The following is a 25019-nucleotide window of genomic DNA, read 5'->3' on the forward strand; positions in this document are numbered from 1 at the left end:
TCTCCGTGCAACTTGTGAAGCCGCACAGTATTGCATAAGAGTAAGTAAGGAGAGGGGCCTTATGAACCTGAGAATTCAACAAGCACTTGTCGCATTGATTCTGTCAGTAACTGTCTTCGCGTCCGCGCACGCCCGTGCTGACGTGATTTCCTTCCGTTCTGACTTCTGGTGCCCTTACGTATGCAATCCTGATTCTGAAACTCCCGGTTATATGGTCGAAATCGCCCGCACGGTCTTTGAAAAACACGGCCACAAAGTGCAGGTGAAACTTTCCAACTGGGTGCGCGCCATCAAAGACACCCGCAGCAACCGCGTGCAGGGCCTGATGGGTTGCAGTGTGGTGGATGCGCCGGACTTTATCTATCCCAAGAAATCCCTGGGCATCATGAAAAATGCCTACTTCGTTCCTAAAAATTCAACATGGACTTACAAGGGCCGCCCGTCTTTGCAGGGCATGAAGATCGGCGTGATCAATGGCTACACCTATGGTGACAGCGTCGACAATCTGATCCGTTCCCGCCATCGTTCGTTCATTCCGTTTTCCGGGGACCGCCCGCTGGAGCAGGTTATTCGCATGATGCAGGCCGGACGCCTGGATGGGTTTATCGAAAATCCGGTGGTGCTGCAGTACACGTCCGTGTCAGCAAAGATCACGATGGAAAATATGAAAGTGGGTGGCTGGGTTGAAAATCACGATCCGGCGCTTTACATCTCTTTTTCGCCGAACAATCCGAAGTCTCAGGAATACGCAGAAATTCTGACTCGTGGGGTGGAGGAACTTCGCCGCAGCGGAGAGCTGCAGCGGATTCTTCAGAAGTACAACCTGAAAGACTGGGAACAGTCCTCCGGCATTTCTTTAGGTGCTTTGGACAACCTTGGCTCCAGTTTCCTCAAGAGCCCGCTTAATCCGTTCAACATGTTCAATGCTCGTAGTCTCTAGAACGAAGTCGATGCGGGTTTCACGCAGTGAAAGCCCCTTCGACACTCGGTCGTGACGCACTTCCAGGATATTGGCTTTTTGCGAAGCAATCGCCTGAGTCAAACGACTCAAATTCCCCGGCAGGTCATCCACGATCACCGACAGCTCACACAGACGTCCGCGCAGAATCTGACCACGGTCGATGATTTTTGAAACGATATTCAGATCAATATTACCACCACTGATGATCACACACGTCTTTTTACCCAGATCCAGTCCGCGGGACATGGCCGCGGCCATCGCCGCGGCACCAGAACCTTCGGCCACGGTTTTGGCTCTTTCCATCAGGAACACCACGGCTTCAGCGATCTCGTCATCACTGACGGTCACCACTTGATCGACATACTTGGAAATGAAACTGTCCAGCATCACCTGAGACGGATTTTTGATCGCAATGCCGTCAGCAATAGTAGCGGCACGTTTGATCTGGGACAAAGGCTGCTTGTTATAAAGATGCGCCATCCCCGGAGAACGGTCACTTTGCACCCCGATCACGCGGATCTTTGGATTGATGGCTTTCACCGCCAACGCGACACCACTGATCAGACCACCACCACCGATGGGCACAATCACCGTGTCCAAATCCGGAACCTTTTCCAGGATCTCGATGCCGATGGTCCCCTGACCTGCAATGACGTGTGGATCCTGATAAGGATGCACGAAGGTGTAGCCGTGTTCTTTTTCAAGTTTCTGAGCGTGTTCGAAAGCCTCATCGTAAATCTCGCCTTTCAGCACCACGTTCGCGCCGTAATCACGGGTCGCGGAAGCTTTGCTGATAGAGGCTGTTTCCGGCATCACGATGGTGGATTTCACCCCGGCCAGTTTTGCTGAAAGCGCCACCCCTTGAGCATGATTCCCGGCAGAGCTTGCCACCACACCGCGGGCTTTTTCGTCGGCTGTCAGGTTGGAAATTTTGTTATAGGCCCCGCGGAATTTAAAACTGCCGGTGCGCTGAGTGTTTTCGAACTTCAGGTACACTTCGCTTTTAAGCAGGTTGCTGGCGCTGATGGAATGACTCATCTCGGTTGGACAGATGATGTCTTTCAGAAGTTCACGGGCTTTTTGGATGTCTGCAAAGCTGACTTTCATTTTGGATCAGGGCTCCCAATACACAGTTAATCCCCACACCGGAGGATACTCTTTATGAGGCAAAAGTCCGGACGAAACCCGCACTCCAAGGCTGGAGTAAAAGTTCGAATCGGTCATGCCCATGGCCCTACTCTCGTCGAAAAAATAGAAGGGTGCAAGGTGCTTTCCACAGCATTCACAGGTCGTCACCAGTTCCCCGTCAGCCGAGTTGACAGTGTCACAGCGGTGGCAGCGACGAAAGTGTGTAGAGTCCGACATACGTGCTCCTTTGGAAGTTCCATTCATCTTAGGCCCGTCCACAGACCCCAGCAAGGGGCGGTCTCAATTTAAGCTATTGAAATGACGTCACAAAATGACTAATGACTTTTCGCGTTATGCGCAATTTGAGGCCTGTTCCAGGCATCCCGAGCGGACATCACGTAGTCGCATCAATCTTGGACAAGCATGCGAAAGAACGATATTTTAATCGGACTGTTGAAAGGGTCCCTATGAAAACCACGCTCGTAAAATCGCTATTCAGAGAAACAGAAAAGCATCTGGACAAAGAAATCTATCTTTCCGGATGGGTTCGCAAAATCCGCGACCAAAAGAATTTCGGCTTCATCGAACTGAATGACGGCACCTTCTTCAAAGGTGTGCAGGTGGTTTTTGATAATAATCTTTCAAACTTTGCTGACGTTGCCGCTCTTTCCATTTCCAGTTCCGTACTGGTCATAGGCAAAGTTGTAAAATCCCAGGGTGCAGGCCAAAGCTTTGAAGTGATGGCTTCCAAAATCGAGATCGTGCAAAAAGCGGATCTTGAATACCCGCTGCAAAACAAACGTCACAGCATGGAATTCCTGCGTGAGATCGCGCATCTTCGCCCACGCACCAACACATTCAGCGCGGTCTTCCGCGTGCGCTCTGTATTGGCTTATGCGATCCACAAGTTCTTCAACGAACAAAACTTTGTCTATGTGAACACTCCGATCATCACGGGATCTGACGCTGAGGGTGCGGGTGAAATGTTCCGCGTAACAACACTGAAACTGGACAAACCACCGCGCAAAGAAGACGGCAGCATTGATGCCAGCCAGGACTTCTTCGGCAAAGAAACCAACCTGACTGTATCAGGTCAGCTGAACGGCGAAACCTTCTGTGCGGCTTTCCGTAACATCTACACGTTCGGACCGACTTTCCGTGCGGAAAACTCCAACACCTCCCGCCACGCGGCAGAGTTCTGGATGATCGAGCCCGAGATCGCTTTTGCCGATCTGACGGCGAACATGGAACTGGCTGAAGACATGATCAAATACATCATCCGCTACGTGATGGAACAATGTCCGGAAGAAATGGAATTCTTCAACCAGTTCGTCGAAAAAGGTCTGTTCGACAAACTGAACAACGTTCTGAATAACGACTTCGGACGTGTGACTTACACTGAATCCATCGACATTCTGCTAAAATGCGGCAAGAAATTCGAGTACCCGGTTCAGTGGGGCATCGACATGCAGTCTGAACACGAACGTTACCTGGCGGAAGAGCACTTCAAAAAGCCGGTGTTTGTGACCGACTATCCAAAAGACATCAAAGCTTTCTATATGAAGATGAACGAAGACGGCAAAACTGTTCGTGCAATGGACTTGCTGGCACCGGGCATCGGCGAAATCATCGGCGGATCCCAGCGTGAAGACAATATCGAAAAGCTGGAATCCCGCATGAAACAAGTCGGCTTGCATCCGGAAGAATATTCCTTCTATACGGATCTGCGCCGCTACGGCACGTTCCCGCACGCGGGATACGGCCTGGGCTTCGAACGTATGTTGATGTACGTGACTGGAATGGGAAATATCCGCGACGTGATTCCATTCCCGCGCACACCGAAGAACGCTTTGTTCTAGCACCTTCAAAAAGGGGATCACTTGATCCCCCTTTTTTTTATTCGCGTTTCGTATCGGGAAACCACCCCTGAAAATCTTCTGTACGATTTCATCCACCCTGACAGTGGATCCCCTGTCAGCTTCATCACACCCACTTTATACGCGGTACAAATATTGAAGCTTTGCTCTGAATATCTTCATACACCATCAGAAAGGTATCTCAGAGTAAGACACCATGAATTCATCCCCAGAACGTACTTTCATTAACAATCTGTGATTTAGACCAGACCTTCGACTTGTTTCCCGGGTTCAGGCTTCACCTTTTGGACAGAAGACCGAAGAGCCACTAAGGAGTATCAATTTGAATTTATTGAGTCGAGCAATTCGCATCACAATGGCTCTTGTTCTTGTGGGAAGCACAGCGCTGGCTGACATTCCCCAAGAACTGCAGGACGTGGTCTTCTCTGGAGACCTGAATGCTCGTTCATCGGTTGATTTCCGCGGCAAAGCCAAAAACGTGGTGTCTGTGGTTCCCAAAGACTCTGAAGGAACTGTCCTTGAAACCCGCAAATTGAAACGCACCGGTTCCTACGGTGTGAAAGTCCGCATCACGAAAGTGGGCGAAGGTAAAACCAAAGCCAAAGCCGGTGATGAAGTCTGGGTTTATTTCTCTCAGAAAGATCCTTGGCTGGCCTTTAAAGACAAAGACGGTTCTGAGGTACAGGATCCTGAAGTGGCACTGACTTCCCGAGCGATCCGTGACGGTGAAGGCCTGCCTGTGGAAGGAACCGAGGCCCGCCCCACACTTCCGACCAAAGAAAGCGTCAAAGCCAATCAAATGCCGGACGTCGATCCAAATCTGGCGAAGAACAAGGATCCTCGTCAAACCGAGGGTGGCTTTATCACGACTTGTAAAGACTGCTCGACAACCAAGCCCAGCGAAACTGTTCAGCGCAATCTGCAGAACCTGGAGAACGTCAGTAAAGAAGTCAGCCGCTCTTCAAGTGCATCAATTCCCAAGAATGCGGCTGCCGGGAAGTGGTCCAATGATCCGATGATCATGGGCTATTCTGAAGGCAAAGAAGTCAAAGACACTATCCGCTATGGCTTGAGAAACAAACGCTCCCGCTCGACAAGCTACTGTTACCGCTATGTCAAACGCGCCCTGATGGGTGGTGACATGATTGATCGCTATCCTCCAGGGGGACATGCCCGCGATGCGGTTCGTGATCTGAAAGCCCAGGGCATGATCAATCTGATGGACAATCCGAAGTACCGCGACATGATCAAAAGTCCTGCGGATGTTCCAAAAGGCGCTGTGATCGTCTATCATAATGGTACGAAGGAATCCGGTGACGTTCAGATCAAAACGGACTGGGGTGACAACGGTGGTTTTGTCAGCGATTTCTATTCAAACAATTCATTCTTAAGTTCCCCGAAAGCGCGTCGTTACGCGAAACAGGGAAAACCGTACAGAATGATCGGCGTGATGATCAAACCGTAAGAAGGAGAGCACAATGAGAAAATTAGCACTTATTGCCATCGTTTGTTCCTTCTGCGCAGCCCCTGCTTTGGCGGCTGATGCGGTGTCTGCTGATGTGTCAAAACTGCAGGCTTTGAAACTTGAAACCGTCAAAACAGCGGATGAAGACACCAAGCTGACTGAAGCCGATATGAAAGCTCAGGATGAAGTGTTTGAAGCCCTGGAAGGTGCGGTGCAATCCGCTGTCAAAAAATCCACGCCGGAACTGGATGCCGAGATTCTGCGTGTGACTGTGGAAATGCTGAAAAAAGATCCGACTCAGTTCGCAGGCGAAATCGTCCTGCCACTGTATGAGAAAAATAAAAAAAGCTTCCTCGAATCACTGAAGAAGCTTTCCCCGTCTGACGCCAAACTGGTCGAAGACGCTGTCAAAGCAGCCGCGCGCCAAAAGCGCTACGGCAACGGCTAAACCCTAAACGGAAGCAATCTCGCTGAAGGATTTTGCTTCCAAAGAAGCCCCACCCACCAGGAAACCATTCACGTGAGGTTGTTTGATCAACCCAGCGGCATTGTCCGGTTTCACGCTGCCACCATAAAGGATCGGCGCAGTTTCAAAACCCAGAGCTTTCAGAATATTGAAAACATCAGTGTGCGTTTCAGCCACTTGTTCCGGTGTTGCCACTTTCCCCGTCCCGATCGCCCAAACCGGCTCATAGGCCACAACAACTGGCTTGGACTTGTCGGCTTTCGCCAGCCCCAGATTCAGTTGCGTTTCCAGAACTCGGAAGGTTTTTGCGGATTCACGCTCTTGCAGGGTTTCACCGATGCACAACATCGGCGTCAGCTCCAGCCCTTGAACGAAAGCGACTTTGTCTGCCACCAAGGCGTCGCCTTCACCAAAGATCGCGCGGCGTTCACTGTGACCAATCAACACATAGCTGCCGCCCAGTTCTTTAACGACCTGAGCAGAGTTTTCCCCTGTGAAAGCACCTTGTGCCTGGAAATAACAGTTCTGCGCACCAAACTTGATGGCAGAACCTTTCACAGATTCACTGGCAGCTTCCAAAGAAATCGCCGAAGGGAAAAAGACCACTTCGCCGGTTGCCTTCCCCACCAGCTCTTTGAACTGACCAAAAAACTCTCGAGTTTCCTTAGGGGATTTAAAAAGCTTCCAGTTAGCAGCAAAAATCTTTTTCATAACGTCCATCCTTATGCGCGGATGCGGGTTCTAAGAATTTCCAAACCTGGAAGCTTATCGCCCTGAAGATATTCCAGGGACGCGCCACCACCGGTGGAAATGTGGGTCATTTTACCTGCAAAGCCGGAAGCTTCCGCCGCGGCTGCAGAATCACCACCACCCACGATTTTAACTGCATCGCTTTCAGCAATAGCCGCAGCTACGCCGAAAGTGCCTTTAGCGAAGGCCGGATTTTCAAAGATGCCCATAGGGCCGTTCCAGAAAATAGTGCCGGCTTCACGCAAAGCTGCAGAGAAATTCTTGATGGATTTAGGACCAATATCCACACCCAGCTCGTCTTCCGCGATCGCCACATCATTGGTCACATGCGCGTGCGCTGTGTCCGTGATGCCTTTGGTTGCCACATGATCCACCGGCAACAAAATGGTTTTGTTGCGGGCTTCAATACGCTCGATCATTTCTTTCGCGTATTTCAATTTGTCATTTTCAACCAAAGATTTACCAACTGGCAGACCTTGAGCTTTCAGGAAAGTGTACGCCATCGCGCCACCCACGATGAAACCGTCAACAACGTCCATCAAGCGTTCGATAACCGCGATCTTGTCAGAAACCTTTGCTCCACCCATCACCGCAATGTACGGGCGTTTTGGATTTTGCAGCAAGGAATCCAGCATCGTGATTTCTTTTTCAATCAGGAAGCCAATGCCTTTGTCCTTCATCACTGACGGCAAAGCATGAATGGTCGCGTGAGCGCGGTGAGAAGCCCCGAAAGCGTCATTGATATAAATGTCGCTGTAGTTGGCAATCTTTTGCGCGAACTCGATGGAATCCTTCGTCTCCCCTTCTTCAAAACGCACGTTTTCAAGAAGGATCAACTGATTCGGTTTCAGGGAAGGCAACAGGTGTTTTGGAGCGTCAGAGTCCGGTTCTTCCACCAGAATCACTTCGGCATTCAAAAGATCCTGCAGGCGTTTTGCCACAGGCTCCAAAGAAAACTCTGTGTCGTCTTTGGTTTTTGGACGACCCAGATGGGAAGCCATAACCAGCTTCGCGCCTTGTTCCATGCAATACTTGATTGTCGGCAAAGAAGCCGTGATGCGGTTTTCATCCGTGATCTTGCCGTTCTCCATTGGAACGTTCAAATCCAAGCGCAGGAAAACAACTTTCCCTGCCAACTCGAAGTCACGAACTGTCTTGATGCCTTTAAGACCGTTAGCCATGAATTAAAGACCTTTCTTCTGCATGTGCAAAGCAACGTCAACCATGCGGTTGGAGAAGCCAGTTTCATTGTCGTACCAGGAAAGAACTTTCACCATGCGCGGGCCCACAACCATGGTTGTAGCCAGATCGACGATGGAAGAGTGTTTGTTGCCGTTGAAGTCAACGCTGACCAGTTCTTTGTGCTCTACCGCCAGAACACCTTTCATCGCGCCTTCAGAAGCTTTGATCAAAGCTTCGTTCACGGATTCACGGGTCACGTCTTTTTTCGCAGTGAATGTAAAATCCACCAAAGAAACGTTCGGAGTCGGAACACGCACGGAGATACCGTCGATCAGACCTTTCAACTCTGGCAGCACCAGGCCCACGTTTTTCGCAGCACCCGTTGTTGTCGGGATCATGCTGACAGCCGCTGCACGGGCACGGCGCAAATCGCTGTGAGGAGCGTCCAGGATCTTCTGGTCATTCGTGTAAGAGTGAACTGTCATCATGGTACCGTGTTCAATACCGAATGTGTCGTTCAGAACCTTCGCCAAAGGCGCCAGACAGTTTGTCGTGCAGGACGCGTTGGAAACAACAACGTGCTTGGATGGATCGTAGGATTCGTGGTTGATACCGTACACCATAGTGATGTCAGCGCCTTTTTCAGCAGGGCCGGAAACCAGAACGCGTTTTGCACCAGCAGAGATGTGCTGCATGAAATCTTCGCGTTTTTTGAATGCGCCTGTGCACTCAAGAACGATGTCCACGCCCAGGTCCTTCCAAGGAACTTCGGCTGGATTGCGAGTTTTGGAAACTGCGATTTTTTTACCGTTTACGATCAGGTTGTGACCTTCGGTGGAAACATCAGCGTTGAACACGCCGTGGGCAGAGTCGTATTTCAGCAAGTGAGCATCACCTTCGATGCTGTCCAGAGAATTGATTCCGACGATATCGAATTTTTCAAAACCCGCGCGGAAAAGAACACGACCAATACGACCAAAACCGTTGATACCAACACGCAACTTAGACATGAGTGAGCTCCTTGTTTTAAACCCACTCAATATCGACTTTTGGAGACTAAAAAGCCAGTCTAGACACTGTTAGTCATAGACTGGCTTTTAGTGAAAATTACTTAAAATTTCCGCATCTGTACCGCTTTTGGCGGCACTGATGTTTTTTAGTAACGGCTGACTGTCAGGGAAGGACGGTCTTCGCTGGAAATCGCCTTCACAAGTACGTCGGCAACGCCACCCATGGACTCAGCACGGATGTCGATAACTTGAACACGCTCACGCAGGTTCAGGTTCTCGGAAATCGCTGTATCACCCGCGTAAACTGTACCCGTGTTGGTCAGCTCACGAACCTGGATGCGACGGTTGGATTCAGTATACACAGTCGTATCGTGGATTTTAACACCCGCAGCCAAGCCACGGATCTCGATGCGATCCAAAGCGATTGGATAGCGCAGGGTCACACGGAACCACTCACCACCAGTGCGGCGGGTGATCTGGCTGATCTGAGCTGTGCCTTCATAACCATGACCATACTGACCGCCCGGCGCTGGAGGAGGAGTTGGGCGAGTCGGAGCCGGAGTAGGACGGATTGGTTCGTTATTGTGACGACCACCGCCACCACCGTTGCCACGGCCGTTGAAGCGAACTTCAGTCTCTTTTACTTCATACCAGGAACCATCACGGCGAGAGCACGCATATCCACGGGTTTCTTCGGTGCGGTCACGCATGTAGATGATGGAAGTGTATTCACGGCAGTATTCGCCCGTGCGGTTGTTGTAACCTTCACGAGTGGAAGTGAAGCTTCCGCGAGCACCGGTGCGGGAACCATAAGAACGGCCATCCCAGTCGCGGCGGCTGCCGATATTGTCCTGCAAAGAACGTCTTTGCGCTTCTGCCAGAGCCTGACGATCAGCTTCATCCAAGTCCTTGCCGACTTTAGAGCCAATCAATGTTCCAGCCACAGCTCCGATGATGATAGCTGCTTTGTTGCCGTTCCCTTTACCAATTTGCGTACCGATACCGCCACCGATGATACCACCAATGATACCGCCGATAACTTCTTTGTTCGCAAACGCAGGGCTTGTATATTGTACAAGGGAAGCGACAATTACTGATCCTAGAACGAGGTTCTTTTTCATAAAGTCTCCTTAAAAGACTGATTAGTGAATCCGTTGACCCTATATCCAAACTTTGTGCCAAGAAAACCAGTGTCAAAAGGGAACCGAAATTCCCTTAACACACCTTTATTTTGAGCTGATGTCCCGCATAGCTTCGTAGTGGTTGTAAATAACACTGCCGTAAGAGAAGCGGTTCTTACGTGAATCGAACTGCTTCACCAGTTCAATGCGCTCCAAAGGACGCATACCAGGCAAAGAGGCTCTCAAGCTGGCTTGTGCAACCAAAGAGGCTTTTTGCACCAGCTCCTGGTAAGAATTATAAGCCACAGAACCGTAAGAATACGACACACCCTTCGCAAAGAAGGCTTCCAGATCCGTATTCATATCAACATACGTTCTTCTGTTCTGATAAGCTTCTTTCTCAAAGAAACCCGGCGCTTCAGAGTACAGCTTTTTTGAAAGACCCATGTAGGCGTTGTAAGCAACAGATCCATAAGACTGCTGATTCATCTTTCTGGACATCTCGTCAGCTTTCGCCAGCAGCTCTTGAGTGGAACGAAGGTCACAGGCCATTGTCACCTCAAGACCTTTTTCCATCGCATTAAACATTGCCGTGCCCACTGCAGAATACGCATTGTACTGAGTGGAACCATAAGAAGACTGATTCATCTTCTTGAAGTACAAAGCACCCAAAATCTCCAGCTTTTCAAGAGCGGTCTCTTTACCTTCGCGGCTGTTGGCAACTTCGATCATCTTCGCCGCGGTGGCTTGCAGTTCACGGTCAGCCATGTTGTAAACCGGACTGCCGTAGCTTGCAGAGTTTTTCGTGCGGCTGTAAGTTTCCATGTCTGCATCAAGCTGTGCCAGCAATTGAGTCACGTCAGCACGACGAGCGCAGACATTGTTACCACCACCGTGGCCGCCACCATTGCCTGGACGATCAGGGCGCTCAGGACGGTTTGGACGATCCGGGCGCTGAGGTCTTTCCGGCTGCAGATTGCCCAGAACCAGCTGAGGACGCTCGTCTGTAGACAGTGCCGTCACGCGAACATCCGCATAACCACCATAGGATTCAGCCAGGATATCGATAGCCACAATACGGGAACGCAGGTTCAGGTTTTCAGAAACCGCGCGGGAACCCACACCAAACACCGCTGTATTGCGGAATTCACGGATGGAAACACGCTGGCCGTCTTCAGTGATCACGCTGGCATCGTGAATTTTCAAACGCATTGCCAAAGCTGCCACTTCCACACGCTCCAAAGAAACCGCACGGCGCAGACTGATGCGATAGTACTCTCCGCCTGATTTTCGACTGATACCCTGGATTTCCAGAGTGCCTTCCTGAAGATACTGACCCGGAGGTGGTGGTGGCATCGGAGCTTCAGGGTAACGACCCGGGCGGTTGTCATTGTATTGTGCCATCGCAGGGCTTGTCGCCTGCATCACTGCTGCCGCAGCCAACATTCCAAGAACCAGTTTCTTTTTCATAACATTCTCCAGATTTACCAGTGTTTATTTTCTTAATTTCTAATTTTAAATTTCATTCGGCTTATCTTGAAAGCCTGGATACGTCTGTATAGCTCATCTCACTGTATCCATCGTACTTCACCAACGCATAACCATTGGTATAGACCGCACGCACAGTTCCTGGATGCTGACCATTCAGGATCACGCGGTTGCCTGTGCAGATATTTTTCTTACAATCAGTCTGAAGCCCCAGACGTTTCACATCGATGAAGCTAAGATCAGAGTAACCATCAAAGCGGACAGAAGCTGTGCCATCAGCAAAAGTCTCACGAACTGTTCCGATAAAGTGACCAGAACCATTATAGAAAAGAACACGTGTGCCATTGCTGAAACCTTGCACAGAAGACGTCGCCTTCACCAGACGAGATGTGTGGATATAGCTGACCTCGCTGTATCCATCAAAGCGGACCTTGGCGGAACCATCTGTGTAGATTTCTTTCACCTGGCCACCAAAAACGCCACTGCCGTTGTTGTACATCACACGGTCATCGACACAGATATTTTTACCGCAAGCCTGATTTTTCATCAGCTTCTTCTGATCGATGAAGCTCAACTCGCTGTAACCGTCAAACTTGATGGAAACTGTGCCATTCACGAAGGCCTCACGGATAGTGCCTGCATAATAGTTGCTGCCGTTGTTGTAGATGATTCTTTCACCCGCACACACAGCACCCACACATTGAACAGCCTTTTGCAGGTCTTGACCTTTCAGATAAGAAGGCTCACTGTAACCCGGGAACTTGACCTGTCTGACACCATTGCTAAAGACCAGACTGATTACGCCCACATACTGGTTGCCGTTATCAAACAAAACGCGGTCGCCCACACAGTGAGTGCCCTGGCAGTTCACGGAACGAGCCAGATCCTTCACATCCAGAATTGAATCCTGGCTGTAACCCGGGAAGCTGACACGGGCTTTACCGTTCATGAAGATCTCTTTCACCGTGCCGACATAGTTATTGCCGTTGTTGAACAGAACCTTGTCAGCCACACGAACAGTCGCGGATTCTTCAGCACGGCCCGGAGCTGGAGGAGCTGTTGGAGTAACCGGTGTAGCGACTGCCGGAGCCTGCGCCGTCATGCGCGGCACACCCAGATCAGAAACCGCTTTCACGGACAATTCGCTGATACCACCATAGGATTCAGCGCGGATTTCAATCGCCGCCACTTTCTGATTCAAATTCAAGTTGCCGGAAGACGCCGTCCCACCGATATCCAAAACAGCCGCGTTTCTAAGCTCACGAACGTCGGAACGCTGACCATTGGCCAGAATCAAAGTCACTTCGTGAATTTTCACGCGGGCGTTGCGGGCTTTGATTTCCATATTTTGCAAAGTCAAAGCCTCAGCCAAAGTGATCTTACGGATCTCACCGTCCGTTTTGCGGGACACCTCGCGCACCTGAACTTCGCCCGTGTACTGGCGCTGCACTGTTTGAGTATCAGACCCTGCCTCTGGTGGAGGTGGCGGGAACGCCGTGCCTGTGCCGGCATCATCAAAGCCTGGCAGGTCTGAAATAATATCCGCCTGGGCATTTTGCATCATAGCAAGTGTCGCAAGCACAGTGGCAATCAACCGACGTTTCATAAAGACTCCATACTGTTTTGGTTCCGCAGGCAGTAATCCAAGGTTCGTGCCGCCTGCGGAGGGACTCAAACACAGATAAATTTGTTTTAAAGCTGGTCAACTGTCTCATTCCTGGACAGCGGGCGCCCAAGGGCACCTTGGACTATCTGGCGCGGGACAAAACCGTATGAGGGCGCACGTACACCTTGCCGTCATCGTCATCACGAACCGAGATCATGCCGCCGGAATAGGCCCCTTCCACACGGCCTGCATAATAACGGCCATTGCTCAGAGTGGACAGAACACGGTCGCCACGGCAGAAGCCGTTGGCACATTTGACTTCTTTAAACACTACGTTCTGCTGACGAGCATAGGATTTACCGTCGTCGTCATCGCGCACATAAATAAGGCCATTGGAGTAAACCCCTGTCACTGTGCCGAAGTAGTACTTGTCAGTGGATTTGGACATCACACGGTCTTTAATACAAAGACCTGAACTGTGACACTGTACGGATTTAAAGAGGTTCTGGCTTACGCGGAGGTAAACCTTGCTATCATCGTCATCACGAACAGCGAACATACCATTGGAATAGATCTCTTCAATTTTACCGCCGTAGTACTTGGAACCGTCATTCGAGCGGGAAAGAACACGGTCTTTCACACAAAGAGACTCGAGGCAGTTCAATTTGCGGTGGATGACCTTGATATCGCGGAAGTATTCCTTGCCGTCATCTTCATCACGCATTTTCACCATATTATTGGAATATATGGCCATGACTTTACCCATGTAGTTTTTAGACTGAGCCCCCACAGGGTACGCCATGACGTTTTCACCTTCGCACAAGCCATTGGATGCACAGGAAATACGTTTTCCTACAGTGGAAATATCGCGAACGTATGTTTTGCCATCGTCATTGTCGCGAACCAGAACCTTGCCGTTCTGATAAACCTCAACCACACGGCCATCATAGTATTTACCCTGAGAAGAAACCGATACCACAACATCACCGGAACTCAAACGCGTGTCGACCGGACGGCTTGGTTGCGACGGCTGCGTCGGACGATTCGGCTGGGAAGGTGTTGTCGGCGGCGCCACAATCACAGGTCTTTGCACAGACAGGCGAGGAACCGCTCTGTCCCCCACGGCTTTCAGGGAAATCGTCGCCGCATTGGAATAGGACTCCATACGCAGCTCAATCGTGCGGATGTCTTCATTCAGATTCAGGTTTTCAGAGGTCAACACGGTGCCGGATTCAAGCACGTTGCTGTTATGGAATTCACGAATCATATAGCGCTGACCGCTGACGGTCATCACCGTGGCTTCATGGATCTTCAGGCGGCTGGACTGAACTTTCAGCTCCAGATATTTCAAAACAGTGGGTTGAACCAGATTAAAACGATAGGCTTCACCACCGGATTTGCGGCTGATCTGATCCAGGTTCGCCACATCCGTATATTGACGGGTCACGCCCTGATCAGGCATCGGCGGAGGAGGCGGACGGAACGTCTGGCCTTGAGAGCCACCATCGTCAAAGCCCGGCAGGTCCGAAATAATCTCAGCGTGGGCTGAGGCCTGAATCAAAGTCACGGCGGCAAGCAAACCCGCCACCCATTGTGTGTTCTTCATAAAGACGCTCCTGTTTTTAATAGACAGTGCGATTATTCCAAAGTTCGTGCCTCCACAATGGTTCCTAAATAAGCTCTAATTTTGAGCTGGGCATTTTTTACTGACTCAGAATTAGACAGCAGGTCCTTTTTCGGCGCGTTCCCAAGTCCTCACGGTAACTGTGTTTTTGCAGGTTTCAGAAAGAAAACGGGTGACCCCGCAAAGCGTGCGATAGCAATTGATGATCACATCAAGGAGTCATCCCATGAATGCATTTAAAAGCCCCTCCCCGGCCTTAAAAACCCTGGTCGCAGCCCTGACAGCGACCCTTGCCCTGACCGCCTGCAGCCCCCGTTCATTCGGGCCCGCTGCGGAAGAGCCTTCCGACACGTCCCAAACAGGTATTATTAACGGAGACCCGATTCGGGAACGCGGCACCCAAGCCGCCCGCAGCGTGGTCTTGATTGAAATGATCAACAGACACAATCAGGTTCTGGCATTTTGCACCGGCACCCTGATCGCACCACAGACGGTGCTTTCCGCCGGGCATTGTTTCGACGACAGCATCAAAGGCATGACTGGATTCAATATTGTGTTCACGAACAACTATGAGATCTTCGGCCGTAAGATGCTGGTGCGTGAAACCACCCGCCGGGGACTGGCGTATAAACACCACCCAAAATTTAATTCCACCAAACTTTATGATCATGACATCGCCATTGCGACCTTCGATGGCGGCATTCCGGAAGGTTATTCCACGGTCAGTATCGACACCGAATCCAATGGAAATTATTCCGGCCGAAGTGTTTATGTGTATGGCTTTGGACGCTCTAAGGATTACACCGGCAAACCGAACGAAGACCTCTTTGCGTATCTGGGGCAGCTGCATCGTGGAGTTATGCGGATCGATTCCCAATTCAACCGCTACAACGACCGTTACTGGCTGAACTCAAAAGTGCCGGTATTCATCTGTCAGGGGGATTCCGGTGGACCGCAGTTTTCACATGAAAATGGTGTGCTGAAAGTGATCGGAGTCAATTCCGCGGTCTATGGCAAACGCCTGCCAAACGGACAAGTCAGCTGTGCTGGCATTGCCCAGGCCACAAAGGTGGCCCCGTTCGCGCCATGGATCAAAACCACGCGGGCCCAGTTGCTGCAAACTACCACTGAATTTTCGGGAACATTTTCAGAGCATTGATACGCGTCTGTTCACACAGTTGTTCAAGGCTGATCCCTTTCAGGTCAGCCACGAACTTCGCCGTGTGAACAACGTAAGCCGGAGTGTTCTTGCGCCCGCGCATCGGGATCGGCGCCAGAAAGGGTGAATCGGTTTCCACATGGATACGATCCAGTGGCAGCATCTTCACTGTTTCACGCAAAGAATCGGCACTTTTGAAAGTCACCACACCACTGATAGAGATATTGAATCCCACGTCCAACGCCTGGCGGGCCAGCCATTCTGTTCCCGTGAAGCAATGGATCAGCCCCGTCAGCTCGCCTTTGAATTCTTTTAAAATCTCGATCGTGTCTTCTTCCGCATCGCGGGTGTGAATCTCGACCGGCATTTTTGTTCTGCGGGCGATTTCAAGCTGCGCGCGGAAGGCTTCCTTCTGAAGTTCACGCGGGGAATTGTCATAATAATAATCCAGACCGATTTCACCGACAGCCACCACACAAGGTTCACTGACGTGGTCTTCGATAAATTTACCGGCAGCTTCCGTGTAAACGCCACCGTCATGAGGATGCACACCCAACGTGCAGTACACTTCCGGATAATATTTACGGGCGATGTCCAGCACGATCGGATGATCTTCCGGCTGAGTGCCGATGGTGATGATCTTCTTCACGCCGACGGCTTTCGCATTGTTGATAGCGGCTTCAACACCCTCTTCGAGCATATTCAAATGTGCGTGAATATCGATCCATTCCATAGGGCAAGTATAACAGCCGCCCCGGATTGTGACAATGCGGTTTACGCCTTGGAAGTTACGTAGAATTCTTCGATGATCAGCTGCGGATCACGATTGGCGGCAAAGGCCAGCTCCACCTGGAGCGCTTTCTGAATCAAATTCAGAATTCGTGAACGCTCAAGCTCTGCCAGGACCTTGATCAGCGGGGCCTGATCCAGATTCACAATCTGAGTTTTGGCACCCTCTTGCAGGCAAATGGCATCTTTTAAGAAGCCAATCCAATAAGAAATCATGCGCTGCCCTTGAGCGCGGTCTTTGAACTCGGTTCTCCACAGTTCATTTAGAAGGAAGTCGGCATCCTGAATAAACAAAGTCAGAAGCTCGACCGCCTTTTCGCGCACTTCCTGTTCTGGACCTTCCTGCAACTGAGCCAGTTTTTCAAAGCTGCCCCCCGCGGCCTTCAAAGCCCAGGCCGACGCTTTCGCGCGCTTCCCCAGATCTTCCTGCGTCAGTGGACGGAACTGCACAATGCGGGATCGCGAACGAATGGTGGGCAGAATCCCCGCCACACTTGGAGCAATCAAAAAGAAGAACGTGCCTTCTGGCGGTTCTTCCAAAGTTTTTAGCAAGGCATTGGCCGCCTGCGGATTCAGGGTTTGCGCCTGATCAATAACGATCACACGATTGCCGGTCAGACTGCGCAGACTGAGAAATTCAAGAACTTCTTTGGCCTGTTCCATTTTGATGTTTGCACCATTGGGTGCAATCACCTTCAGGCCTTCATGAGACCCTTGAGAAATTCGGAAGCAAGAGGGACATTTACCACAGCCCCGCGGGCTGGAAGGACAAAGCAGAGCCTGTGCCAGACCCATCGCTGTCAGCTTCTTGCCGATGCCGCCCGGACCGACAAACAAAAAGGTCTGACCGGGCTTTCCGTTTTCGAAAGACTCGACCATCTTTTTGATTGTTTCCTGATGTCCTAAAACGAAATCCAGCATGCGGGCCATAGTTGCGTCCTTACAGAACTTTTCGTTCAGTCAAAGACTGCAACAGCTGTTTAAACAAAACTTCCTGGGTTTCACGCGCATCCAGCACGATCCACGCAGCGGCGTCTTCACGAGACTGCTTCAGGAAAGACTGACGAACGTTTTCATGGAAAGTGTCGGCTTCAGATTCAATACGGTCTTCGGTTTCACCGGTGACAGCACCACGCCCCTGACGGCGGCGACGGCTTTCTTCCACCGACAAATCCAATAGAACGGTGATGTCAGCTTTCAAACCGCCGGTAGCAAAAGTGTTCAGCATGACCACATCGGCTTCCGAGATCGCACGGCCGCCGCTTTGAAACGCGACAGAGCTTGCCGCAAAACGATCACACAGAACCCAGGTGCCCGCAGCCAAAGCCGGACGAATCACCTGATCCACGTGCTGGGAACGGCTGGCTTCATATAGCAGCAATTCTGTGCGCGGGGTTGGAGCCGGGCCTTCCTTACGAAGAATCATGTTGCGGATTTCATCACCCAGCGGGGTTCCGCCGGGCTCACGGGTGCGCAAAAAGTTGATGGCTCTGTTTTGCAGTTCGCGCTCAAGCGCTGCCATCAAAGAACTTTTGCCGGAGCCGTCCAGCCCCTCAAATACGATAAATTTCATTTTGCACCGCAAGATAGATTAGTTGAATACAGGGCCGCAAGCACGACGCCCACCTAAGTGGACTTTGTCAGATATTGCGGTGTAGACGTCAACAAATCGCATCGCGACAAGGCGCACAGAACCCTTCACATCGCCTATTTGGACTCTGACGAATCCTTTGACCAGCGGTGACACGGTTATGCGGATCAAAGCCTGGCGTTCAAAGCGGTTGGTGAACGTCAAAAGGTCCGCCAGCGGTGGTGGCGGGAATCCAAGACTGGAGCTCAATCCGGAAGAGAAAAACTCAGGCGAAGAGGTGCTGTAACCCGGGATCGCTGGTGGATAGAACGAAGACCCCTTCAGGGTCTCTGCACCATCACGGCGGCCCATGGTAATACCGGCTTTACCGACCACACCGATCACAGTGATGGCCGCCTTGGTGTTGTCGAATTTCTCAGAGTTATGGAAGATCTCAAACACGAAAGCTTTTTTGGTTTTATTAAAGGCAATGCTGAAACCGACTTCGTCAGCTCCCCCGCCGCCTTTTCTTAGAACGCCGGCTTCAGCCAGAATCCCGGCAGAAACACTTAAACCAAATTCATTGGAATCAATCACAAGCGGGGCCTGAGACCACAGTTTGTAATCCAGACCACGCAAGATGCTTTGTACAGCCTGCTGGCTGCGCACTTGGAAGGTTCTTTGCGCCTGGGTCTCGATAACAGTTTCTTTCCCGAAGGCCTTTTTCACTTTGATTTTCACAAAACTCAGACCATCGCCCACCAGGCTGCCCGCCCCGTAAACGAACTTGGTGGAATTCAGAATGCGCGCGGCATTCGTCAAAAACATCAGACGCATTTCATGGAATTTCTTGCGGCGATCTTCCGGCAGGCTTTCAAACGGCTCCAAAGGATCAGTTTCAGCGACAGAGCCACCACGGGCGATGATCTGTTCACGCACTTTATCCGGGATCTTCAGACCCAATGATTCCTTCATGCTTTCGCGATCCGGAGTCGTTTCAAATTCATAGATTTGTTCGCCCTTGCCGACTTTGATCAGCAGCTTGTCCTGTTGGGCGACCTGCGCTTTTTCAAGCGTGCTTTCCACGATCTCGGTCTCAACCGACGAAAGATCCTCGGCCCAGGCTGGGACCCAAGTTGAGACAAGCAATGCCGCAAAGGTAAGGGAGCGAACTACGTTTTTCATATTAAGCGGTGAAAAATGCAATCCAAGGACCGGGCTTTTAGCAATGCTAACTATATGATTTCTCGATTTTCCGCTGTCTAAGGCTTAGACGGCAGGCCCTAGCCCGCCACCAGTTCGAGCTGAGACGTGGGACCCCTTAAAACTCAACCACCCATGTTCCTGCGGAGGTTTTATTGAACTTGTACATAATCAACGGCAGTTCGATGGGTTCCGGGGATTTGCCGATCTGCTTTCCGATTCCGTTCACGGCTTCGGCAAAATTGAAACTGCGGCTGCGACCGGGATCCATGCCTCCGGCAATGCGGGCGAGGGTCATTCTAAGCGAAGGCGGATAGGTATTTACCACCACCACGGCAGTGGCTTTTGTTTCGGTCAGGAGCTTGACCTCCACCACTTCGACTTCGGATTTCTTCAGCATGAATTCCTGATAGGACTTATTCAGCCATTCGGATTGCTTGATGGAATCATCGGCTTCGATCTTCAGCTGTTCCTGGAATTTCTTTTCCCCCAGCTCCAATGCGAGCTTTTTGATCTTTCCTTCCTGAGAAGTACAGGCTGACAGAAGCACAAAAAATAGGCAGAGCGAAAGACGAAGGGTGTTTTTCATAACCTCTATGGTGATCAATATGGGCTGAAGACTCAACAGACTCATGACATGATGCAATATGTTGCCCAAAACGGGTCACTTTGGGGTGGACGAAAACCGCCATTATCCATATATTTGGGGGTCTTTGGGAGATTACATAAAATGAGTACATTTATCGGCGTATTGCATATCATCGTAGCCCTTGTTTTGATCATCTTGGTTTTGATCCAAGATTCCAAATCTGATGGCGCTCTGGGCATGGGTGGATCTTCCGGTTCCAACTCTTTGTTGGGTGCAACTGGCGCTCAATCTTTGGCTGGTAAAATGACAGTATGGGCAGCAATCATCTTCGCGGTGACTTGCCTGGCTTTGGCGACTTTGACTTCTTCCAAAACCAAATCCGTCGTAGACAGCCTTCCGTTGCCAACAGCTCCGGCACAAGAGCACTTCCCGACTGAAGGTACGACAGATGCTGGCGCGGCTGCGGCTGTTCCTGCTGCAGAGACTGCTCCGGCAGCAACTCCAACTGCTTCTCCTGCCGCCCCGGCTGCGACTGCAGCTCCTGCACAGAAGTAATTTTAGTGCCTTCCTGACAGGTTCTTCGCTATAGTTTTCCTATGGCGAAGAACAACTGGCTGATTCCATCTCTGATTATCGTAGGCGTATTAAGCGTCGCCCTTTCTCTCTTCATCTCAACTCAGACTGAAAAAACCAAACCCGGTGCCCGCCCTTTGGCGCGACTGGAATTGAATCTGGGTAAAGTCTTTGTTCTTCGCAACAACATGACCAACAAAGAAACCCTGACCCGCAAGGCAACTTTGTTTGCGCTGGATTCCGTTGAAACCAGTGTTGATGGCGATGCCACCATGGAATTTGATTCCTCTTACCGCATTCGTGTGCCGGAAAATTCACTGATCACCCTGGATGAAGAAAACGAGCGCATTGTTCTGATCATCAAGCGCGGCGATCTGCAGGTTGAAAACTATGGCCGCGAAGGCAGCGTTTATATCTCAAAGGACGGCGTGCGCTGGACAGCGACTGATTACGAAATGAACTATAAGAAACAAGCTCCGACGGAAACCCTGCCGGATCTTGCGCCTGCTGAAACCCCGGTAACCAATCAAAAACCCGTGGAAGGCCTGACGTCGGAATTTATTCAGGACACTCTGAAAACTCACCGCAGTTCATTTTTTAAGTGTTACACACAACTGCTGCAAAGAACTCCGGGCGTGGTGGGGCAAGCGTCAATCAGCTTCACCATTGAACGCACCGGCAAAGTCAGCCAGGCCGACATTGCCAGCAGCAGTCTGAGCGATGCTCAATTCAAAAAATGTCTTCTGGAAGCTGTCCGCCGCGTGGAATTCAAAGTCTTTGGCGGTGATCCGATCACCACCGTCTTCCCACTGCGTTTTGAATAATGAAAGGGCCTTCGTTCTGAAGGCCTAACGATAATCGTGCAGGTAATCAATGCGGTCCGGGATCCAGGGTTCATGCACCCCTTCCATCTCGTACACGCGCCCTTCATCCACCAGTTTTTCTTTTAGTGGTGCCACACTTGGCTGATACGAAGAGTGCAGCAGACCTTTTTCGATGAAGAACGGACGGACTTCATTGTAAGCGCGTTCACCCAAAACCCCGCGGCGAATGAATTCATCAAAGCTCTTCATCAGCTCTTCCGGAGTAAAACCATAGTTGTAAACCATGTCCTGAATCACGGCATAGATGCCATCCTGATTCAAACGGCCATCCTGATACATGTCCAGCGCGACCTGGAAAGTATTGTAAGTGGCCAAAGTGCGCCGGCCGAATTTCAGGTAATAGTCCGGATCGGTGTCGGTGGCCAGATTGATATAGATCTTTGCCACCGGATCATTTTCAGGAATTTGCGCCTGCAGTTCCAAAATTGTATTCACCTGTTCACCGGTGACATTCAGCTTTTCCAGCGTCGTGCGAATGTCATTGGTGCCCAGTCGGCGTGAACAAATATCAGAATAAAGATTATAGATGATGGCATCAGTTTCACTGTCATCGCCCCAGCAGATCTGGCGCACATTTTCGCCCAGACGCGTGCGCAGCTGCATCAGCGCCTGCAGCTTGTAACCGACCTGTTTCGTCAGACGCCAGAAACGGCCTGGACGCAAGTTCGCCAGATTGTCTTTATAGAAACAACCAAAGGGACGGATGTTGTCCAAAGAAAACTTTTCCGAGATACGTTCTTCCATCTGCGGCGGTGAAGCCGTGATGAAATAGATCGGAAAGTACATGTAACCTTTTTGCTGCTTGCGGTATTCAGACAGGGATTGCAAAAGCGTGTTGGTGCCCGGAATGTTTTTCTTGTTCAGGGCGCGCTCAAGGATCGTGGTCATCAGACCAGACAGGGAATCAATCGTGGTGTCCAGATAAGTCTTATCCAGATCCCACAGAAAAACTTCCTCGTGACTTTTCTCCATGCCCTCGGACACGTAACGGAAAAAAACCACATCACCATTCATCTCACTACGATCACGCCAATCAGCCATGGGCTTATTCTGACACAGCCCCACGGCTGCCGCAATTGAGATTAGAAACAGCCGGTGGTATTGACTGGCTCTGCCATCTGACGACAACGAACCTGAGCTTTGGAACACTTCACACGCAGGTGGAAGTGATTGTGGTGGTCCTTTTCCGGAATCAGGCGGCGCAGCGTCTGAGCGGCAAGGCTTGAGTTGTCACCCTTCGTCAACTCGCCATTGGCAATGGCGTGGCTGCACAGAGCTTGCTTCAAAGTACCGTGAATAAAGATACGGTCAATAAGCTGGGTGCCCACGACCTCTTTAAACAGTTTCCATTGAGGCTCCAGCATCCAGTTGGCGTGGGGTTTGTTCACCGCCACTGCGGACGCGAAGTACCCTTGGAAGGACTTATTGCTAAAGAAGAAGGCCACGTCCGCATCCAAACCATTTTGATGGGACTTGTGGGAGCCCAGCTTACCACCCGCCTCGCGGGACAGATCGCCCACGGACAGTTCATAACCCGGAATTTCTTTTTTGGTCAAAAGACCCATTTTCACAATGATATAAGCCAGTTCATTGGTCGCAAAATGAGTTTTTCTTTTCGGACGAATGATCTCATAACCCGTCGGAGCATGCGCCTGCTCGTAAGTCAGCATGTTCGCCGCATTCTGCAAACGGCCCGCATTCACCGGCCCGATAGCCTGACTGACCTTGTTCACCGCCGGAGCCGACTCAGGCACGCGTGGTTGACCGGTTTTAGGCGGATCCTTTTTAGGCTCTTCACGCTTAGGTGGTTCTTCTTTCTTGGGCTCGTCCTTTTTGGGAGGATCTTTTTTTGGATCTTCCTTCTTGGGTGGATCAGCCTTTGGAGGATCCTTCTTTGGCTCCTCCTTTTTCGGAGCGTCCTGTTTTGGTTCCTCTTTTTTCGGTTCTTCTTTTTTCGGTTCTTCTTTTTTAGGCTCTTCCGTTTTTGGAGCCTCTTCGGACTTCGGAGCTTCCGGCTTTTTTACTTCCAGAATTTTTTCGATGTCATCGGCGATATCACCGACGTAACGACCTGGCTCGCCCTCGACTTCATCGTGGCCGCCCTCGATTTCAGATTCTTCGTCTGCTGGCAGCTCTTCTTCACCCGGAATTGGTTCTTCTGTCGTTGGACTGACGTCATCCTGAAGGGACTCCACCTGGTGATGATAAACGATGCCCTGATAATAAACGTAGATATCAATGAAAGACGAACGGCATCCGCCGTCGACACTCAAACACGTGGCTTTGGCCGCCACTTTCAGATCCTGATTGTCCTGGGTTTTGGCTTTATAGGTTTTAAGCGCGATGAATCCGTAAGGATCCAGAATCCCGGCAAGATCCAGATCTACTGTCTGAACGGATTTTGCGCGCACGGGAAGGAATTCGATTTTACCCTTCAGGGTCATGCCCTTGGTGGCTTGGTCAAAGTTAACACTCATGTCCTGCACGCGGGTGGAACCACGCACGACTTTGTAACCGTCTTCATCCATCACATTCGGCTGAGCTGGTTCATAGGTCGTCACAACCTCAGAACCCTGATCACGGGTGTCCGGAGCACAGGCAGCCAGCAGTGTTATGGAGCTAAAAATGATGAGGGCGCGCAACAAAGTCTTCATCCTGCCCGGAACATTGCAGGAACCGTGCTTTCGGGAGCTGCAATTAAAGCGGACTTCCTACTGTCGGACTGTCAAAGTTTTAGATAGGTATGACAAGAAGCGGTCCCGCAGCTCGCCATTGCGGATTTCATACAGATTTCCGTGACGTCCGTCCGGGATCAGCCAAAGCTCTTTGGGTTCGGCGGCATTCTGATACATGTTTTCGGTAAATCGCGGCTCGACCGCTTTATCCGCCGTCCCGGTGATGAACAGCAATGGAATGGGTGACAGCGACGCCAGCGACTGCGGAGCGTATTCGTCACTGACCACCAGAGAAGACAGCGGTTGCAACACCCACGTGAACCAATGACGGTTCATCACCCCTTTGGCCATACCCTGATAAGAATCAAAGCTGGCTTCAATCACCACATTTCGCAACGGAATACGTCCTTTGATTTCTTCAGCGGTTTTAAGCGCAATGATCCCGCCCAGACTGTGACCATAAATTATCAAGGGACGAGAATCCTTTTTCTGATGCAGCCACTCGGCAGCCGCAACCCCCGCCGCCACCGTGTTTTCCGGGGTCGGATAGCCCCCCGACTGACCATAGCCAGGATAATCAAAGATAAAATAATTGTACCCTTGCGAAGGCAGCCATTGAAACATCAGAAAATGCGATGTCAGATTTTCGGCGTTGCCATGAAAAAACAGCATCGTGCCTTTGTTGTCGGCTTGTGCAGAGGCAAAGTACCAACCGTGCACTTTTTCACCCGTGGACGTGGTCAAATACACATCTTCTGGGTTTAATTTAATGCGTGCCGGATCAAAGAGCTTTTCTTTCATCGGATAATAGAAAAATGACTGACACCCCGTCAGCAGCATCGTCGCGATGCATCCGAAAAAGAAACGGCGAAGCCCCGAAAACTTTGTCATACTGGAAT

At 50.8% G+C, this 25019-nt stretch carries 23 protein-coding genes; 7 read left to right on the forward strand and 16 right to left on the reverse strand.

From position 1 onward, the window contains the following. Positions 1-61 precede the first annotated feature (61 nt). Positions 62-940: a substrate-binding periplasmic protein gene (locus AC04MQ_RS13295; RefSeq protein WP_475392299.1), complete on the forward strand. Its 879-nt coding sequence runs from the start codon at positions 62-64 to the stop codon at positions 938-940. On the opposite strand, the gene ilvA is transcribed toward AC04MQ_RS13295, so the two are convergent. Continuing rightward, positions 857-2068, reverse strand: a complete 1212-nt coding sequence (gene ilvA, locus AC04MQ_RS13300) for a threonine ammonia-lyase (RefSeq protein WP_015090166.1) — start codon at positions 2066-2068, stop codon at positions 857-859. The genes AC04MQ_RS13295 and ilvA overlap by 84 nt on opposite strands. A gap of 488 nt (positions 2069-2556) precedes the next feature. On the opposite strand from ilvA, the gene asnS reads away from it, so the two are divergent. The 3 genes from asnS (at position 2557) to AC04MQ_RS13315 (ending at position 5879) form a co-directional block, all read left to right on the forward strand. After that, positions 2557-3948 (forward strand): asparagine--tRNA ligase, encoded by a 1392-nt coding sequence (gene asnS / locus AC04MQ_RS13305; protein ID WP_475392300.1) that lies wholly within the window; start codon positions 2557-2559, stop codon positions 3946-3948. Between the two features lie 340 nt (positions 3949-4288). Then, positions 4289-5431, forward strand: a complete 1143-nt coding sequence (locus AC04MQ_RS13310; protein WP_148278718.1) for a hypothetical protein — start codon at positions 4289-4291, stop codon at positions 5429-5431. Between the two features lie 13 nt (positions 5432-5444). Next, positions 5445-5879, forward strand: coding sequence for a hypothetical protein (locus AC04MQ_RS13315; RefSeq protein ID WP_015090163.1), 435 nt, complete (start codon positions 5445-5447; stop codon positions 5877-5879). A 3-nt stretch (positions 5880-5882) separates the two neighbouring features. On the opposite strand, the gene tpiA is transcribed toward AC04MQ_RS13315, so the two are convergent. The 7 genes from tpiA to AC04MQ_RS13350 form a co-directional block, all read right to left on the reverse strand. Continuing rightward, a complete protein-coding gene (tpiA, locus tag AC04MQ_RS13320) occupies positions 5883-6608 on the reverse strand; it encodes a triose-phosphate isomerase (RefSeq protein WP_475392301.1) in 726 nt (241 codons plus the stop codon). An 11-nt stretch (positions 6609-6619) separates the two neighbouring features. Beyond that, complete coding sequence (locus AC04MQ_RS13325; RefSeq protein ID WP_475392302.1) at positions 6620-7828, reverse strand: phosphoglycerate kinase; 1209 nt, start codon at positions 7826-7828, stop codon at positions 6620-6622. A gap of 3 nt (positions 7829-7831) precedes the next feature. Continuing rightward, positions 7832-8839, reverse strand: a complete 1008-nt coding sequence (gap, locus tag AC04MQ_RS13330; protein ID WP_015090160.1) for a type I glyceraldehyde-3-phosphate dehydrogenase — start codon at positions 8837-8839, stop codon at positions 7832-7834. 146 nt (positions 8840-8985) lie between these two features. Then, complete coding sequence (locus AC04MQ_RS13335; RefSeq protein WP_015090159.1) at positions 8986-9960, reverse strand: beta-sandwich domain-containing protein; 975 nt, start codon at positions 9958-9960, stop codon at positions 8986-8988. A 105-nt stretch (positions 9961-10065) separates the two neighbouring features. Continuing rightward, entirely contained in the window at positions 10066-11430 is a 1365-nt protein-coding gene (locus AC04MQ_RS13340; RefSeq protein WP_475392303.1) for a beta-sandwich domain-containing protein, read from the reverse strand. Between the two features lie 61 nt (positions 11431-11491). Beyond that, positions 11492-13054: a beta-sandwich domain-containing protein gene (locus AC04MQ_RS13345; protein ID WP_475392304.1), complete on the reverse strand. Its 1563-nt coding sequence runs from the start codon at positions 13052-13054 to the stop codon at positions 11492-11494. Between the two features lie 142 nt (positions 13055-13196). After that, positions 13197-14660, reverse strand: coding sequence for a beta-sandwich domain-containing protein (locus tag AC04MQ_RS13350; RefSeq protein ID WP_475392305.1), 1464 nt, complete (start codon positions 14658-14660; stop codon positions 13197-13199). Positions 14661-14904: 244 nt separating this feature from the next. Here AC04MQ_RS13350 and AC04MQ_RS13355 point away from each other — a divergent pair, with 244 nt between their 5' ends. After that, positions 14905-15837 carry a S1 family peptidase gene (locus AC04MQ_RS13355; protein WP_475392306.1) on the forward strand — a complete coding sequence of 311 codons (933 nt, stop codon included), beginning with the start codon at positions 14905-14907 and terminating at the stop codon, positions 15835-15837. On the opposite strand, the gene AC04MQ_RS13360 is transcribed toward AC04MQ_RS13355, so the two are convergent. From AC04MQ_RS13360 to AC04MQ_RS13380, 5 genes are all read right to left on the reverse strand, one after another. Further along, positions 15800-16570: a TatD family hydrolase gene (locus tag AC04MQ_RS13360; RefSeq protein WP_015090154.1), complete on the reverse strand. Its 771-nt coding sequence runs from the start codon at positions 16568-16570 to the stop codon at positions 15800-15802. The two genes, AC04MQ_RS13355 and AC04MQ_RS13360, sit on opposite strands and share 38 nt — an antisense overlap. A 41-nt stretch (positions 16571-16611) precedes the next feature. After that, positions 16612-17556, reverse strand: coding sequence for a DNA polymerase III subunit delta' C-terminal domain-containing protein (locus tag AC04MQ_RS13365; RefSeq protein WP_475392307.1), 945 nt, complete (start codon positions 17554-17556; stop codon positions 16612-16614). A gap of 10 nt (positions 17557-17566) precedes the next feature. After that, positions 17567-18199 carry a dTMP kinase gene (gene tmk / locus AC04MQ_RS13370; protein WP_015090152.1) on the reverse strand — a complete coding sequence of 211 codons (633 nt, stop codon included), beginning with the start codon at positions 18197-18199 and terminating at the stop codon, positions 17567-17569. A gap of 18 nt (positions 18200-18217) precedes the next feature. Further along, positions 18218-19381, reverse strand: a complete 1164-nt coding sequence (locus AC04MQ_RS13375) for a hypothetical protein (RefSeq protein WP_475392308.1) — start codon at positions 19379-19381, stop codon at positions 18218-18220. 136 nt (positions 19382-19517) lie between these two features. Further along, positions 19518-19988, reverse strand: coding sequence for a hypothetical protein (locus AC04MQ_RS13380; RefSeq protein WP_015090150.1), 471 nt, complete (start codon positions 19986-19988; stop codon positions 19518-19520). Between the two features lie 141 nt (positions 19989-20129). Between AC04MQ_RS13380 and secG the strand changes: the two genes are divergently transcribed. Both secG and AC04MQ_RS13390 read left to right on the forward strand, forming a co-directional pair. Next, the gene (gene secG / locus AC04MQ_RS13385; protein ID WP_475392309.1) at positions 20130-20543 is read left to right on the forward strand and encodes a preprotein translocase subunit SecG; all 414 of its coding nucleotides are present in this window, start codon (positions 20130-20132) and stop codon (positions 20541-20543) included. Between the two features lie 41 nt (positions 20544-20584). Beyond that, a complete protein-coding gene (locus tag AC04MQ_RS13390) occupies positions 20585-21385 on the forward strand; it encodes an AgmX/PglI C-terminal domain-containing protein (RefSeq protein WP_475392310.1) in 801 nt (266 codons plus the stop codon). Positions 21386-21409: 24 nt separating this feature from the next. On the opposite strand, the gene AC04MQ_RS13395 is transcribed toward AC04MQ_RS13390, so the two are convergent. Genes AC04MQ_RS13395 through AC04MQ_RS13405 form a run of 3 tightly spaced genes read right to left on the reverse strand, consistent with a single transcriptional unit; the run spans position 21410 to position 25011 of the window. Next, positions 21410-22486, reverse strand: coding sequence for a phosphatase domain-containing protein (locus AC04MQ_RS13395; RefSeq protein WP_041577048.1), 1077 nt, complete (start codon positions 22484-22486; stop codon positions 21410-21412). A 41-nt stretch (positions 22487-22527) separates the two neighbouring features. Continuing rightward, positions 22528-24099 carry a penicillin-insensitive murein endopeptidase gene (locus AC04MQ_RS13400; RefSeq protein WP_475392311.1) on the reverse strand — a complete coding sequence of 524 codons (1572 nt, stop codon included), beginning with the start codon at positions 24097-24099 and terminating at the stop codon, positions 22528-22530. Positions 24100-24156: 57 nt separating this feature from the next. Beyond that, positions 24157-25011, reverse strand: a complete 855-nt coding sequence (locus AC04MQ_RS13405; protein ID WP_041578251.1) for an alpha/beta hydrolase — start codon at positions 25009-25011, stop codon at positions 24157-24159. Positions 25012-25019: the final 8 nt, after the last annotated feature.

It is taken from the genome of Bdellovibrio sp. MYbb2 (assembly GCF_056175685.1).

What these genes read in the sequence shown, in the direction of transcription:
- AC04MQ_RS13295 (WP_475392299.1), top strand. Translation starts at nt 62, where the DNA reads ATGAACCTGAGAATTCAACAAGCACTTGTCGCATTGATTCTGTCAGTA.
- ilvA (WP_015090166.1), bottom strand. Translation starts at nt 2,068, where the DNA reads ATGAAAGTCAGCTTTGCAGACATCCAAAAAGCCCGTGAACTTCTGAAA.
- asnS (WP_475392300.1), top strand. Translation starts at nt 2,557, where the DNA reads ATGAAAACCACGCTCGTAAAATCGCTATTCAGAGAAACAGAAAAGCAT.
- AC04MQ_RS13315 (WP_015090163.1), top strand. Translation starts at nt 5,445, where the DNA reads ATGAGAAAATTAGCACTTATTGCCATCGTTTGTTCCTTCTGCGCAGCC.
- tpiA (WP_475392301.1), bottom strand. Translation starts at nt 6,608, where the DNA reads ATGAAAAAGATTTTTGCTGCTAACTGGAAGCTTTTTAAATCCCCTAAG.
- AC04MQ_RS13325 (WP_475392302.1), bottom strand. Translation starts at nt 7,828, where the DNA reads ATGGCTAACGGTCTTAAAGGCATCAAGACAGTTCGTGACTTCGAGTTG.
- gap (WP_015090160.1), bottom strand. Translation starts at nt 8,839, where the DNA reads ATGTCTAAGTTGCGTGTTGGTATCAACGGTTTTGGTCGTATTGGTCGT.
- AC04MQ_RS13335 (WP_015090159.1), bottom strand. Translation starts at nt 9,960, where the DNA reads ATGAAAAAGAACCTCGTTCTAGGATCAGTAATTGTCGCTTCCCTTGTA.
- AC04MQ_RS13340 (WP_475392303.1), bottom strand. Translation starts at nt 11,430, where the DNA reads ATGAAAAAGAAACTGGTTCTTGGAATGTTGGCTGCGGCAGCAGTGATG.
- AC04MQ_RS13345 (WP_475392304.1), bottom strand. Translation starts at nt 13,054, where the DNA reads ATGAAACGTCGGTTGATTGCCACTGTGCTTGCGACACTTGCTATGATG.
- AC04MQ_RS13350 (WP_475392305.1), bottom strand. Translation starts at nt 14,660, where the DNA reads ATGAAGAACACACAATGGGTGGCGGGTTTGCTTGCCGCCGTGACTTTG.
- AC04MQ_RS13355 (WP_475392306.1), top strand. Translation starts at nt 14,905, where the DNA reads ATGAATGCATTTAAAAGCCCCTCCCCGGCCTTAAAAACCCTGGTCGCA.
- AC04MQ_RS13360 (WP_015090154.1), bottom strand. Translation starts at nt 16,570, where the DNA reads ATGGAATGGATCGATATTCACGCACATTTGAATATGCTCGAAGAGGGT.
- AC04MQ_RS13365 (WP_475392307.1), bottom strand. Translation starts at nt 17,556, where the DNA reads ATGGCCCGCATGCTGGATTTCGTTTTAGGACATCAGGAAACAATCAAA.
- tmk (WP_015090152.1), bottom strand. Translation starts at nt 18,199, where the DNA reads ATGAAATTTATCGTATTTGAGGGGCTGGACGGCTCCGGCAAAAGTTCT.
- AC04MQ_RS13375 (WP_475392308.1), bottom strand. Translation starts at nt 19,381, where the DNA reads ATGAAAAACGTAGTTCGCTCCCTTACCTTTGCGGCATTGCTTGTCTCA.
- AC04MQ_RS13380 (WP_015090150.1), bottom strand. Translation starts at nt 19,988, where the DNA reads ATGAAAAACACCCTTCGTCTTTCGCTCTGCCTATTTTTTGTGCTTCTG.
- secG (WP_475392309.1), top strand. Translation starts at nt 20,130, where the DNA reads ATGAGTACATTTATCGGCGTATTGCATATCATCGTAGCCCTTGTTTTG.
- AC04MQ_RS13390 (WP_475392310.1), top strand. Translation starts at nt 20,585, where the DNA reads ATGGCGAAGAACAACTGGCTGATTCCATCTCTGATTATCGTAGGCGTA.
- AC04MQ_RS13395 (WP_041577048.1), bottom strand. Translation starts at nt 22,486, where the DNA reads ATGGCTGATTGGCGTGATCGTAGTGAGATGAATGGTGATGTGGTTTTT.
- AC04MQ_RS13400 (WP_475392311.1), bottom strand. Translation starts at nt 24,099, where the DNA reads ATGAAGACTTTGTTGCGCGCCCTCATCATTTTTAGCTCCATAACACTG.
- AC04MQ_RS13405 (WP_041578251.1), bottom strand. Translation starts at nt 25,011, where the DNA reads ATGACAAAGTTTTCGGGGCTTCGCCGTTTCTTTTTCGGATGCATCGCG.